General features: G+C 66.0%; 12 protein-coding genes and 1 pseudogene. 11 read left to right on the top strand and 2 right to left on the bottom strand.

The genetic code is table 11. The features are described from left to right. Positions 1-61: 61 nt before the first annotated feature. Together BLW40_RS03225 and BLW40_RS03220 are read right to left on the bottom strand one after the other, a co-directional pair. On the bottom strand, positions 62-892 hold the full coding sequence (locus BLW40_RS03225; RefSeq protein ID WP_074765482.1) for a carbon-nitrogen hydrolase family protein: 831 nt from the start codon (positions 890-892) through the stop codon (positions 62-64). Then, a complete protein-coding gene (locus BLW40_RS03220) occupies positions 889-1383 on the bottom strand; it encodes a tRNA (cytidine(34)-2'-O)-methyltransferase (RefSeq protein ID WP_074765480.1) in 495 nt (164 codons plus the stop codon). The genes BLW40_RS03225 and BLW40_RS03220 overlap by 4 nt, the downstream gene beginning before the upstream one ends. 173 nt (positions 1384-1556) lie before the next feature. Here BLW40_RS03220 and petA point away from each other — a divergent pair, with 173 nt between their 5' ends. The 11 genes and pseudogenes from petA (at position 1557) to plsY (ending at position 12912) form a co-directional block, all read left to right on the top strand. Next, entirely contained in the window at positions 1557-2111 is a 555-nt protein-coding gene (gene petA, locus BLW40_RS03215; RefSeq protein ID WP_074765478.1) for a ubiquinol-cytochrome c reductase iron-sulfur subunit, read from the top strand. Between the two features lie 11 nt (positions 2112-2122). Then, positions 2123-3343 (top strand): annotated as a pseudogene (locus BLW40_RS17860) (cytochrome b); the annotation flags it as partial. Positions 3344-3367: 24 nt separating this feature from the next. Continuing rightward, positions 3368-4117, top strand: coding sequence for a cytochrome c1 (locus BLW40_RS17855; protein WP_244511042.1), 750 nt, complete (start codon positions 3368-3370; stop codon positions 4115-4117). A gap of 218 nt (positions 4118-4335) precedes the next feature. Continuing rightward, positions 4336-6120, top strand: a complete 1785-nt coding sequence (gene msbA / locus BLW40_RS03205; protein ID WP_074765474.1) for a lipid A export permease/ATP-binding protein MsbA — start codon at positions 4336-4338, stop codon at positions 6118-6120. Positions 6121-6135: 15 nt separating this feature from the next. Further along, positions 6136-6858 (top strand): lysophospholipid acyltransferase family protein, encoded by a 723-nt coding sequence (locus BLW40_RS03200; protein ID WP_074765472.1) that lies wholly within the window; start codon positions 6136-6138, stop codon positions 6856-6858. Continuing rightward, positions 6855-8135, top strand: coding sequence for a 3-deoxy-D-manno-octulosonic acid transferase (locus BLW40_RS03195; protein WP_074765470.1), 1281 nt, complete (start codon positions 6855-6857; stop codon positions 8133-8135). Before BLW40_RS03200 ends, BLW40_RS03195 begins: the two co-directional genes overlap by 4 nt. After that, on the top strand, positions 8122-9099 hold the full coding sequence (lpxK, locus tag BLW40_RS03190) for a tetraacyldisaccharide 4'-kinase (RefSeq protein ID WP_074765468.1): 978 nt from the start codon (positions 8122-8124) through the stop codon (positions 9097-9099). The genes BLW40_RS03195 and lpxK overlap by 14 nt, the downstream gene beginning before the upstream one ends. After that, complete coding sequence (locus tag BLW40_RS03185) at positions 9096-9962, top strand: lysophospholipid acyltransferase family protein (protein WP_074765466.1); 867 nt, start codon at positions 9096-9098, stop codon at positions 9960-9962. Before lpxK ends, BLW40_RS03185 begins: the two co-directional genes overlap by 4 nt. Before the next feature lie 73 nt (positions 9963-10035). Next, complete coding sequence (locus BLW40_RS03180) at positions 10036-10989, top strand: aspartate carbamoyltransferase catalytic subunit (protein WP_074765464.1); 954 nt, start codon at positions 10036-10038, stop codon at positions 10987-10989. After that, a complete protein-coding gene (gene pyrC, locus BLW40_RS03175) occupies positions 10989-12299 on the top strand; it encodes a dihydroorotase (RefSeq protein WP_074765462.1) in 1311 nt (436 codons plus the stop codon). Before BLW40_RS03180 ends, pyrC begins: the two co-directional genes overlap by 1 nt. Next, positions 12289-12912, top strand: coding sequence for a glycerol-3-phosphate 1-O-acyltransferase PlsY (gene plsY, locus BLW40_RS03170; RefSeq protein WP_074765460.1), 624 nt, complete (start codon positions 12289-12291; stop codon positions 12910-12912). Before pyrC ends, plsY begins: the two co-directional genes overlap by 11 nt. Positions 12913-12921 lie beyond the last annotated feature (9 nt).

The following is a 12921-nucleotide window of genomic DNA, read 5'->3' as shown; positions in this document are numbered from 1 at the left end:
CTCCCCCGCCCCGATGGCGTGGGATTGTCACATCATACATCCGCGACGGCAGTCACGTCAGTCATGTCGTCCGCAGGGAGGCGAAGGAGCGGTCATGGTCAAGGCTGGGAATCTTCTTGCGCGCCTCGCCGACGCGGCGGGGATCGATTTCGGCAATGACCCAGCCCGGCTGTTCCAGCGCATCGGCGAGGATTTCACCCCAGGGCGAGACGATCAGGGCATGGCCGTAGGTCTGGCGGTTGTTGATGTGCTCGCCGCACTGCGCCGGGGCGAAGACATAGCATCCGGTCTCGATCGCCCGCGCCCGCAGCAAGACATGCCAATGCGCCTTGCCGGTGGTGCGGGTGAACGCCGCCGGAACCGCCAGGAAGTCGCATCCGGCCTGGGCCAGACCCCGGTACAATTGAGGAAAGCGCAAATCGTAGCAGATCGACAGCCCCAGCCGCCCCCACGGCAGGTCGGCGGCGACGGCGCGGTCACCGGGGGCAAAGGTGGTGGATTCGCGGTAGACCTCGCCCAGGCCGAGATCGACGTCGAACATGTGAATCTTGTCGTAGCGGGCGCGGATGCCCCCCAGCGAATCGATCACAAAGCTGCGATTGGCGATCATGCCGCCCTCAAGCAGGATGTGCAGGCTGCCCAGATGCAGCCACGCCCCGATCTCGCGGGCCAGATCGCGGAAAAAGGTCAGGGCGGGGTGATCCTCTTCGGCGGCGGCATTCAGCACCAGCGCCGAGCGGCCCCATTCCATCAAAGCGACGTTCTCGGGCATCAAGATCAGATCGGCCCCGGCGGCGCGGGCCTCGACCGCCAAGGTCGCGGCGATCTCGCAATTGCGCATCATCTCAGTGCCGGAATTAAGCTGAAGACAGGCGGCCTTGAACGGTTTCATTCCAGATCCTCTTCGGCTGGGGATTCGTCGGGAAAACCGTCGAGGCGGCGCAGCGCCTCTCCGGTGACCAGCGCGGCGGCCAAGGCGACATTGATCGAGCGCGGTCCCGTCACCATCGGGATGCGAATCCGCGCCGCCGCCGCCGCCGCGATGTCGGCCGGAACGCCGCTGCTTTCCCGTCCGACCATCAAGGTGTCGCCGGGAAGAAAGGAAAACTGATCGTGGCGATGCTCGCCTTTGGTGGTCAGCAGCACCAGCCGCCGCCCCGCCGCCGCCAGACTCGCCCGGAACACCTCCCACGAGGGATGGCGGACCACCCGCGCCCGGTCGAGATAATCCATTCCGGCGCGCTTTAACTTGCGGTCGTCAAAGACAAACCCGCACGGTTCGATCACATCGACCCCAAGGCCGAGACAGGCGGACAGGCGAAAAAGAGTCCCTGCATTCTGGGGGATGTCGGGCTGAAACAGGGCCAGACGCAGCCGCTCCATGGGGTGAATCTCCTTGCGCGTCAAGGTCTGGCGGCAAATGTGAGCCGATTGGCTGGCCGACGGCGGGAAATCAGGTATCATAACAGCTTGGCCCTGGGGCTAGAGGGCTGTTGAATCGGGCCATCCATTGTGTTTAATAGTCTCGCTTCCGCGGGCCAACAAGAGGATTTGAAATGGCTGATACGGCAAAGAATGCCCAGCCCTCGGCGGCGGACGGGCAAACGCGGCGGGATTTCCTGCTGCAGGCCGCGTCCACCGTCGGCGTGGTCGGGACGGGCATCGCCCTGTGGCCGTTCGTGCATAGCATGAACCCGGCCGCTGATACCTTGGCGCTGTCCACCACCGATGTAGACCTGTCGGCGATCAAGCCGGGACAGGCCATCACTGTGGTTTGGCGTGGATCTCCGGTTTTCGTCCGGAGCCGCACGGCCGAGGAAATCGCTTCCGCACAGGCGGTAAACCTGTCCGAACTGCGTGATCCGCAAGCCGACGCCATTCGGGTGAAAAACCCGCAATGGCTGATCGTGGTGGGTATTTGTACCCATCTCGGCTGCGTTCCGCTGGGCCAGAAGCCGACCGACCCCCGGGGGGAATGGGGCGGCTGGTTTTGCCCGTGTCACGGGTCTCAGTATGATACCTCGGGTCGCATCCGCAAGGGTCCGGCGCCGAAGAATCTGGCTGTGCCCGCCTATCAATTCACCAGCGATACCACCGTACGGATCGGCTGAGGGGGACCGTCATGAGTGGCTTCAAGAGCAACAACACGGTAGTCAACTGGGTCGAGGACCGGTTGCCCGTGTTCTCGATGCTGCGCCACAGCGCCATTGAGTATCCGACGCCGAAAAATCTGAATTACTGGTGGAACTTCGGCTCTCTCGCCGCGGTCACCCTGGTGATCATGATCGTGACCGGCCTGTTCCTGGCGATGAGCTACACGCCGCACAGCGCGCTGGCGTTCGATTCGGTCGAGCGCATCATGCGCGACGTCAATTACGGTTGGCTGCTGCGCTATCTGCATTCCAACGGCGCCTCGATGTTCTTCATCCTGGTGTACATCCACATCTTCCGCGGCCTCTATTACGGTTCGTACAAGGCGCCGCGCGAATTGCTGTGGTTCATCGGTATCGCGATCTACCTCGCGATGATGGCGACCGGCTTCCTCGGCTATGTGCTCCCCTGGGGCCAGATGTCGTTCTGGGGCGCCACCGTCATCACCAACCTGTTCTCGGCCTTCCCGCTGATCGGTGACTCGATCGTCACCCTGCTGTGGGGCGGCTTCTCGGTCGACAACCCGACCCTGAACCGGTTCTTCGCGCTGCACTTCCTGCTGCCCTTCGTCATCGTGGGCCTGGTCGCGTTGCACGTCTGGGCGCTGCACAGCGTCAAGTCGAACAACCCGCTCGGCATCGATATGAACGGCCCGCAGGATGCGATCCCGTTCCATCCTTACTACACCATCAAGGATCTGTTCGGCATCGGCGTGTTCCTGATGGTCTACATGGCCTTCGTGTTCTGGGCGCCCAACTTCTTCGGCGAAGCGGACAATTACATCCCCGCCAACCCGATGCTGACGCCCCCGCACATCGTGCCGGAATGGTACTATCTGCCGTTCTATGCGATCCTGCGCGCCTTCACCGTCGATCTTTGGTTCATCCCGGCCAAGCTGCTGGGCGTGGTGGCGATGTTCGGCGCGATCCTGATCCTGTTCGCCCTGCCCTGGCTGGACTCCTCCAAAGTCCGTTCGGCGACCTTCCGGCCGCTGTACCGCCAGTTCTTCTGGCTGTTCGTCCTCAATGCCTTCGTTCTCGGCTATTGCGGCGCCAAGCCGACGACCGATCTTCTGGTCACCGTCAGCCAGGTCGCGACCGCCTACTACTTCGCTCACTTCCTGATCGTCCTGCCCTGGCTGTCGCGTAAGGAAAAGACCCTGGCCCTGCCGGCGTCGATCTCCGCTCCGGTGGTCAAGGCGATTGCGATCGGCGCCATGTTGCTGATCGGTGCCACCGGCTTCTCCGGCACCGCCCAGGCGAACACCGCGACCCACGAGCTGCTGAAGCCGGAAGGCGGCTTCTCGTGGACTGGCGTGTTCGGCCGCTATGACCGTGCGTCCCTGAAGCGCGGCTGGCAGGTCTATCATGAGGTCTGCGCGAACTGCCATGGCCTGAAGCTGGTCGCCTTCCGTAATCTCGCCGCCGTCGGCCTGACCCCGGAAGAGATCAAGGCCATCGCCGCCGAGAAGGAAGTCCAGGACGGCCCGAACGACGAAGGCGCGATGTTCCAGCGCCCGGCGCGTCCGTCCGACCGCATGCTGTCGCCCTATGCCAACGACAAGGTGGCGGCGTCGATCCACGGTGGTGCGGTTCCGCCCGATCTGTCCCTGATCACCAAGGCGCGCGTCAACGGTCCGAACTACGTCTACTCTCTGCTGCTCGGCTATCCCGACGTCCTGCCCGAGGACGCCGCGATCCCCGAAGGCAAGATGTACAACACCTACTTCCCCGGCTATGCCATCGGCATGCCGCAGCAGGTGTTCGAAGACGCCGTGAGCTATGCCGACGGCACCAAGGCGACCAAAGAACAGATCGCCAAGGACGTCGTGACCTTCCTGAACTGGGCCGCCGAACCCGAGCTGGAGGCCCGCAAGAGCCTCGGCGTCAAGGTGATGGTGTTCCTCGCTCTTCTGACCGCTCTGCTCTTCGCTCTGAAGCGGCAGATTTGGAAAGACGTGCACTAAGACTTTGGTCCGGACCGGTTCGGTCTGGACCAAATGACGACAGAGCGGCCGCCATCGGGTTCGATGGCGGCCGTTTTCGTTTCCCCGCCGGGTATGGGAGCCGCCCCCACACCCGACGCCATCGTGTCAAGCCCCGAGGGTCGGGGTTCGTTTGATTTGGCCCGGGCCTGCGGCCATGCTATGGTCCGCCGCGCCGAAAAAACCGACCGGGCGGAGCCTTGACCAAGCAAAAAATCACTTTCGACCATTCGACTCGTGTTCTGGTGCGGCGTCTGTTCCGCGAAGGCATGCGTCCCTATCTGGGCAAAGTCGCCCTGGCGGTTCTGTGCATGGTGGTGGGAGCGGCAGCCAACGCCGCCTATGCCCTGCTGATGGACCCGGTGGTCAACAAGATCTTCACCGAGCGGCAATCGGCCTTCCTGCTTCCGCTGGGACTGGCGGTTCTGGCCGCCTTCGCGGTGAAGGCTCTGTGCAATTACGGCGAAGCGGTGTTTCTGTCGCGGGTTGGCCTCAGGGTCATCGCCGACATGCAGATGCGGCTGTTCTCGCATCTGATGCGACTGGACGTCGCCTATTTCCAGGCCAATTCGACCGGCAAGATTCTGTCGCGCCTGACCAACGACATCTCGCAGATGCGCTTTGCCGTCTCCGACGCGCTGACCGGGGCAGGCAAGGACGCCTCGTCGCTGATCTTCCTGATTGCGGCGATGTTCTATCAGGATTGGGAATTGTCGCTGTGGACCTTCTTCGTCTTCCCGCTGGCGATCCTGCCGATCAGCAAGCTGGGGCGGCGGATGCGCAAGGTCACCGCCAACACTCAGGAGCAGATGGGGCTGCTGACCACCTATCTTGAGCAATCGGTCCAGGGGATCCGGGTGGTCAAGGCCTATGGGATGGAGGATTACGAGAAGACCCGGGTCCGCACGTTGGTCGAGACCTTGCAGGATCTGGTCTATCGGGCGGCGCGGGTGCGCTCGGCCTCGTCGCCGATCATGGAATTCCTGGGCGGCGTCGCGATCACCGTGGTGATCCTTTATGGCGGCTCGCGGGTGATCGACGGGCATACCACCCCCGGCGCGTTCTTCTCCTTCATCACCGCGCTGATGCTGGCCTATCGCCCGCTGAAATCGCTCGCTTCGCTCAACACCAACCTCCAGGAAGGTCTGGCGGCGGCGGCGCGCACCTTCTCGGTGCTGGACGCCCAGCCGGAGATTCAAGACCATCCCGGCGCCCGCGACTTGCTGGTGCGTGAGGGCAACGTCCGCTTCGAAGGCGTATTCTTCACCTATGACGGCAGCCGCGCCGTGCTGGACGGGATCGACCTTACGGTTCCGGGCGGGCGCACCGTGGCGCTGGTCGGACCGTCGGGCGCAGGCAAATCGACCCTGCTGAACCTGCTGCCGCGCTTCTTCGACGTCACCGACGGCCGGGTCACCATCGACGGCCAGGACATCCGCGACATCACGATGACCTCGCTGCGGTCGAAGATCGCCCTGGTCAGCCAGGAAATCACCCTGTTCGACGACACCATCCGCGCCAACATCGCCTATGGCCGCCCCGGTGCCAGCGATGACGAGATCATCCAGGCCGCTCATGCGGCGGCGGCGCACGAGTTCATCATGGGCCTGCCCGATGGCTATGACACCATCGTCGGCGAGCGTGGGCTGAACCTGTCGGGTGGACAGCGCCAGCGGATCGCGATCGCCCGCGCCATGCTGAAGAATGCGCCGATCCTGCTGCTCGACGAGGCCACCAGCGCCCTCGACACCGAATCCGAGCATCAGATTCAGGCCGCGCTCGACCGGCTGATGCGGGGACGGACCACCATCGTCATCGCCCACCGGCTATCGACCGTGGTGGGGGCCGATCTGATCCATGTGATGGATCGCGGCCGGGTGGTCGAATCCGGCACTCATGCGATGCTGGTCGAGCAGGGCGGGCTGTATGCCCGTCTCTACGCGATGCAGTTCGCCGAGGAGACCGCTGCGAGCGGTACACATTAAGGGAGACCCGGGGGGATGGGGCTGGCCAAGCGAATCGGCAAAAGCGAGACCTTGCGGGGAGCGTTGTGCTGGCTGGGCGCGCTCTACATCCGGCTGGTCGCGCTGACCGGGCGCTGGACCATCGTCAATGGCGGCCCGGCCGCCGCGTTGTGGGACGAGGGACGGCCGTTCATCCTGGCCTTCTGGCACGGCCGCATCCTGATGATGCCGCGAATCTGGCGGCCGGGCGTGCCGATCAACATGCTGATCAGCCAGCACCGCGACGGGCAATTGATCGCCCGCACCGTCAGCCATTTCGGGATCGATACCATTGTCGGCTCGACCAGCCGGGGCGGCGGCGCCGCGCTGCGGGCAATGCTGAAATCGTTGAAATCCGGTCAATGCGTGGGCATCACCCCGGACGGGCCGCGCGGCCCCCGGATGCGGGCAACCGCCGGAATCGTCGCGGTGGCGCGGCTGTCGGGCTGTCCGGTGCTGCCCGCGACCTGGGCGGCGCGCCCGCGCCGCTTGCTGGGAAGCTGGGACCGCTTTGCCGTCGCCTTGCCGTTCGCTCGGGGCGAATTGGTGTGGGGCGCGCCGATCCATGTGCCCGCCGATGCCGACGCCGCTGGGCTGGAGCAGGCGCGCCAGCAGATCGAAGCCGCGCTGAACGCTCTGACCGCCGAGGCCGATGCCCGGCTGGGCGTTGACAGCCCCGAACCGGCCCCGTTGGACGCGATCGGGGCGGAGGAATCATGATTTACAGCCTATATCGACGGGTTACCGATCTGGGGGGGCCGCTGATCTCGCTGTACCTCGACAGCCGCCGCGCTCGGGGCAAGGAAGATCCGGCCCGCTTTGGCGAGCGGCTGGGCCAACCCGGCCAGCCCCGCCCGCCCGGCCCGCTGGTGTGGATTCACGCCGCCTCGGTGGGGGAATCGCTGTCGGTGCTGCCGCTGGTGGGACGATTGCGGCGGCGCGGGCTGGGGGTACTGCTGACCACCGGCACGGTGACCTCGGCCCGGATGGTCGCCGACCGGCTGCCCGCGGGAGCGATCCACCAATATCTGCCGGTCGACCGCACGCCTTATGTCGATTCCTTTCTCGACCATTGGCGGCCCGATCTGATGCTGTGGACCGAGTCGGATTTCTGGCCCAACATGCTGGTCGAGGCTAAGCGGCGAGCGATTCCGATGGTGCTGGTCCAGGGGCGGATTTCGCCCCGCTCCTATGCCCGCTGGCGCTATCTGCCCGATTTGATCGGGTCGATGCTGGGCGGCTTTGATTTGTGTCTGGCCCAGACCGAGGCCGATGCCGGACGGTTGCGCGGGCTGGGCGGCGGCGACGTCCGCTGCCTGGGCAACCTCAAATACGCAGTGCCGCCACTGCCGGGCGACGAGGCCGAACTGGTTCGTCTGCGCGCCGCGTTGGCGGGACGGCCTTTTTGGCTGGCGGCCAGCACCCATCCCGGCGAAGAGACGATCATCGCCTCGGTTCATCGCCGTCTCGCCGAACGCTTTCCCACCCTGCTGACCCTGATCGTGCCGCGCCATCCCGCGCGTGGCCCCGACATTGCCCGCAAGCTGATCGCTCAGGGTCTTTCGGTGGCGTTGCGCTCGGGCGGGGAAACGCCCCAGGCCGGAACCGCGATCCATATCGCCGACACGATGGGCGAGTTGGGGGTGTTCTACCGTCTGGCCGACATCGTCTTCATGGGCAAGAGCCTGACCGTCGGCGGCGGCCAGAACCCGTTCGAACCGGCGCGGTTGGGCTGCGCCGTGCTGTTCGGGCCACAGATGGAGAACTTCCCCGACATGGCGGCGCAGATGATCGCGGCGGGAGCGGCGATCGAGGTAAAAGACGCTGAAGGCATGGCGGAGACGCTGGGCGCGCTGCTGGACGATCCCGCCCGGCTGGAACGGATGAAGAGCGCCGCCGCTGGCTGGGCCGAGGCCGAGGCCGAAGTGCTCGACGTCGTCGAAGCGGCGCTGGCCCCATTCCTGCGCGACGCCGAGAGGCGACATGCGCGCCCCTGACTTCTGGCGCCGGGACGGACGGCTGGCCCAAGCGCTGGCCCCGTTGGGCACGCTCTATGCCTGGGGCGCGGCCCGCCGGTTGGAACAAGCCGAACAATACCGCCCGGCGGTGCCGGTGATCTGCATCGGCAATGTCGTCGCCGGAGGTGCCGGCAAGACCCCGGTGGCGATCGCGCTGGCCAAGCGCCTGATCGCGGCGGGTCGGCACCCCCATTTTCTCAGCCGGGGGCATGGCGGGACCGAGATCGGCCCCCGCGCCGTCGATCCGCTGCGCCACGATGCCGCCCGTGTCGGCGACGAACCCTTGCTGCTGGCGAGTTGCGCGCCGACCTGGGTCGCCCGCGACCGGCGCGAGGGCGCGGTGGCGGCGGTCGCCACCGGGGCCGATCTGATCGTAATGGATGACGGCTTTCAAAGCGGACGGATCGCGATCGACCTTGGCCTGCTGGTCGTCGATGGCACCTATGGCTTTGGCAACGGGCGGGTGATCCCCGCCGGTCCCTGCCGCGAGCCGCCCGAGCGGGCCTTTGCCCGCGCCGATGCGCTGGTGATTGTCGGCGAGGATCGGGCCGGACTGGCCGAACGGGCCGCCGCCGCCGACCTGCCGGTGATCGCGGCCCGGCTGGTCCCCGCCGCCGACGCCCCCGATCTGGCCGGACAGCGGGTGGTCGCCTTTGCCGGGATCGGGTTGCCGGAAAAGTTCTTCGCCACCCTGCGCGGAGCCGGGGCCACACTCGTCGCGGCGCATCCGTTCGACGACCATCATCCCTATGCTCGCGCCGAGATCGAAACGATCCTGGCCGAGGCCGAGGAAGCGAAGGCGCGGGCGGTGACCACCGCCAAGGACCGGGTCCGGTTGCCGCCCGACCTGCGCGAGCGGGTGCTGGCGTTGCCGGTGGAATTGGAATGGCGCGACCCGGCGTGCCTGACGCCTTTGTTCGACCGGATCGGAGTGGTGGTATGACGGGCAAGGAAGTACGGCAACGCCTGGAAGCCGGGCTGGCCTGGGGCATCTGGCTGCTGTTCCGCGCCATGCCGCTCGATGCCGCCTCGGCGCTGGGGGGCTGGCTGGCACGGATGGTAGGGCCGCGTCTGGGCGTCACCCGGATCGCCCGGCGCAACCTCGCCCGCGTCTTCCCGGAAAAAAGTGAGGCCGAGCGCGCGGCAATATTGCGCGGAATGTGGGACAATCTTGGCCGCGTCGCCGGTGAATTTCCCCATCTGGAGCGGATCGCCGCCGAACGGATCGAAACGATCGGGGGAGAGGAAATCGACCGGATGCGCGACGACGGCCAGCCCGGCATCTTCATTTCCGGCCATCTGGGCAATTGGGAACTGGGTGGAGCGGTGGCGATGCAGCGCGGCGTGCCGCTGCATCTGGTCTACCGCGCCGCCAACAATCCGTGGATCGAAAAGCTGTACCGCAAGGGCCGCAAGGGCGCGGCGGGGGCCCAGATTCAAAAGGGATCGGAAGGCGCCCGCGAGGCGCTCAAGGTTCTCAAAGCCGGTGGCCATCTCGGCATGCTGGTCGATCAGAAGATGAATGACGGCGTGCCGATCCCATTCTTTGGCCGCGATGCGATGACCGCACCGGCGATAGCCCAGTTCGCCACCCGGTTTTCCTGCCCGCTGGTTCCGGCGCGGGTCGAGCGGTTGAAGGGCGCGCATTTCCGCCTCACCGTCCTGCCGCCGCTGGATTTCCCCCATACCGGCGACCCTCACGACGACAATCGTCTGTTGCTGGAGCGGATCAATCTGTTGATGGAGGAATGGGTGCGGGCGACGCCGGATCAGTGGTTGTGGCTGCACCGCCGCTGGCCGGACTAGAGCCGGAAACAGCGCGCGAGGGGCCTTCGCCCCACCTTGCGGGCGTCAGCGGCCGGGCTTATAGTTCCGCGCCATGACCGACACCCGCTTCCAGCATCGTCATCTCCTCGGAATCCAAGGCCTGGGGCCGGAGGAGATCACCACCCTGCTTGACATCGCCGATGGCTATGTCGAGCAGAATCGCTCTGTCGACAAGCGCAAGAACCTGCTGCGCGGTCGCACCGTCATCAACCTGTTCTTCGAGAACTCGACCCGGACCCGGACCAGCTTCGAACTGGCGGGAAAGCGGTTGGGGGCCGATGTCATCAACATGCAGGCGGCGGGATCGTCGGTGCAGAAGGGTGAAACCCTGATCGACACCGCGATGACGCTGAACGCGATGCATCTCGATGTGCTGGTGGTGCGCCACCCCGATTCCGGTGCGGTCAAGCTGTTGTCGGAAAAGGTCAATTGCGCCGTCATCAATGGTGGCGACGGCAGCCACGAGCACCCGACCCAGGCTTTGCTCGACGCGCTGACGATCCGGCGGCGCAAGGGGCGGCTGTCGGGTCTGACCGTCGCGATCTGCGGCGACGTGCTGCACAGCCGGGTGGCGCGCTCGAATATCCATCTGCTGAACGTGATGGGAGCGCAGGTGCGGCTGATCGGGCCGCGCACTCTGTTGCCGTCCGGGGTCGAACGGATGGGGGTCGAGGTCTTCCACGACATGCGCCGGGGCCTCGAAGGTGTCGATGTCATCATGATGTTGCGGATCCAGAACGAACGGATGCGCGGCAATTTCATCCCCTCGATCCGCGAATACTTCCATTTCTTCGGGCTCGATCAGGCCAAGCTGGCCCTGGCCAAGCCCGACGCGGTGATCATGCATCCCGGCCCGATGAATCGCGGCGTCGAGATCGATTCCGACGTCGCCGACGACGTCGAACGCTCGCTGATCCGCGAACAGGTCGAAATGGGCGTCGCTGTACGGATGGCCTGCCTCGACGTCCTTACCCGTCATCTTCCCAATCGGGACGGAGCCGCCTGATGCCTAACCGCGCCTCCACCGGTCTGGTGGCCTATGTCAATGCCCGCCTGCTCGATCCCGCCACCGGGATGGATGCCAGGGGTGCCCTGCTGATCAATGGCGAGACCATCGCCGATGTCGGACCCGGCCTGTTCCAGTCCGGGGTGCCGAGCGGAATCGAGGTGGTCGATTGCAACGGCCTGTGCCTCGCCCCCGGCCTCGTCGATATGCGGGTCCAGATCCGCGAACCGGGCGAGGAGCACAAGGAAACCCTGCGCTCCGCCGGTGAATCGGCGGTGGCGGGCGGCGTCACCTCGATGGTCTGCCTGCCCAACACTCACCCGGTGATCGACGACGTCGCCACGGTCGAGTTCGTCGCCCGGCGCGCCCGCCAGATCGGGCTGGCCAAGGTCTATCCCTATGCCGCCGCGACCAAGCAATTGGCCGGAAAGGAACTGGCCGAGATGGGGATGCTGTCCGAGGCTGGCGCGCTGGCCTTTACCGACGGAACCCGCGCCATCGGCGACGCCAAGGTGATGCGCCGCGCTCTGTCCTATGCCGCCACCTTCGGCCTGCTGATCGTCCAGCATCCCGAGGAACCCTCGCTGGTCGAGGACGCGGTGATGAACGAGGGCGAGTTCGCCACCCGCCTGGGCTTAGCCGGAATGCCCGCCGCCGCCGAAGCGATCATGATCGCGCGCGATCTGCGGCTGGTCGCCCTGACCGGGGGGCGCTATCACGCCGCCCATCTCTCGACCGCCGAGGGAATCGAGTTGATCCGCCGCGCCAAGGCGAGCGGATTGCCGGTCACCTGCGACACCGCGCCGCCCTATTTCGCCTTGAACGAGCAGGCGGTCGGCGATTACCGCACTTTCGCCAAGCTGTCGCCGCCGTTGCGCGGTGAACCCGACCGGCTGGCGGTGATCGAAGGGCTGAAGGACGGCACCATCGATGCCATCGCCTCGGATCACGCCCCCCAGGACCAGGATTCAAAGCGGGTGCCGTTCACGATGGCCGAATTCGGCGGCACCGGGCTGGAAACCCTGCTGCCGGTGACGCTCGATCTGGTCCATGACGGGGCGCTCCCTCTGGTTGAGGCTCTGCGGCTGGTCACCTGCGCCCCCGCCGCGATCCTGGGGCTGGCCGCCGGGCGGCTGAAGACCGGGGCTTCGGCCGATTTGGTGCTGTTCGATCCCGACCGCGCCTGGGTGATCGATGCCAAGGCCACCCGCTCGAAATCAAAGAACTCACCGTTCGACGGGCGTCTGGTCCGCGGCATGGTGACCCGTACCGTTATCGACGGCCGCACGGTGTTCCATCATGAGTGCTGATCTTTTCCTCGGCCTGATCCTCGCGCTCGCCGCGATCGGCGGCTATTTGCTGGGCAGCGTTCCGTTCGGGCTGGTGCTGACCCGCGCCGCCGGACTGGGCGACATCCGCACCATCGGGTCGGGCAATATCGGCGCCACCAACGTGCTGCGCACCGGCCATAAGGGACTGGCGCTCGCCACCCTGTTGCTCGATGGCGGCAAGGGAGCGATCGCGGTCGGGCTAGCCGCGCTGCTGACCGGTGGCGAATCCTATCCGATGCTGCTGGCCGGGTTCGCTGCCGTGCTGGGCCATAATTATCCGGTGTGGCTGGGCTTTAAGGGCGGCAAGGGCGTCGCGACGACGCTGGGCACCCTGGCCGCCGCCTCGTGGCCGGTGGGCATCGCCTGCGGCCTGACCTGGCTGGCGGTGGCGGCGGCGTTCCGCATCTCGTCGGCGGCGGCGCTGGCGGCGCTGGCGCTGGCCCCGCTCTATGCTTGGTATTTCTCCGGTCCCGCCGCCGCGTTGATGGCGTTGGGACTGGCGGCGATGGGCTTTCACCGCCATCAGGCCAATATCGCCCGGCTGGTCAAGGGCGAGGAACCCCGCATCGGCGCTGGCCGAAAGGCGGGTTAAACCCGACCG

This window comes from Magnetospirillum fulvum, from assembly GCF_900108475.1.
GTDB classification, from domain to species: domain Bacteria; phylum Pseudomonadota; class Alphaproteobacteria; order Rhodospirillales; family Magnetospirillaceae; genus Phaeospirillum; species Phaeospirillum fulvum_A.
This window is presented reverse-complemented; position numbering and strand designations above follow the sequence as displayed.

Coding starts and splice junctions, on each gene's coding strand:
- BLW40_RS17855 (WP_244511042.1), top strand. CDS start 3,368: ATGTTGCTGATCGGTGCCACCGGCTTCTCCGGCACCGCCCAGGCGAAC.
- plsY (WP_074765460.1), top strand. CDS start 12,289: ATGAGTGCTGATCTTTTCCTCGGCCTGATCCTCGCGCTCGCCGCGATC.
- petA (WP_074765478.1), top strand. CDS start 1,557: ATGGCTGATACGGCAAAGAATGCCCAGCCCTCGGCGGCGGACGGGCAA.
- BLW40_RS03200 (WP_074765472.1), top strand. CDS start 6,136: ATGGGGCTGGCCAAGCGAATCGGCAAAAGCGAGACCTTGCGGGGAGCG.
- BLW40_RS03220 (WP_074765480.1), bottom strand. CDS start 1,383: ATGGAGCGGCTGCGTCTGGCCCTGTTTCAGCCCGACATCCCCCAGAAT.
- BLW40_RS03195 (WP_074765470.1), top strand. CDS start 6,855: ATGATTTACAGCCTATATCGACGGGTTACCGATCTGGGGGGGCCGCTG.
- lpxK (WP_074765468.1), top strand. CDS start 8,122: ATGCGCGCCCCTGACTTCTGGCGCCGGGACGGACGGCTGGCCCAAGCG.
- pyrC (WP_074765462.1), top strand. CDS start 10,989: ATGCCTAACCGCGCCTCCACCGGTCTGGTGGCCTATGTCAATGCCCGC.
- BLW40_RS03185 (WP_074765466.1), top strand. CDS start 9,096: ATGACGGGCAAGGAAGTACGGCAACGCCTGGAAGCCGGGCTGGCCTGG.
- BLW40_RS03180 (WP_074765464.1), top strand. CDS start 10,036: ATGACCGACACCCGCTTCCAGCATCGTCATCTCCTCGGAATCCAAGGC.
- BLW40_RS03225 (WP_074765482.1), bottom strand. CDS start 892: ATGAAACCGTTCAAGGCCGCCTGTCTTCAGCTTAATTCCGGCACTGAG.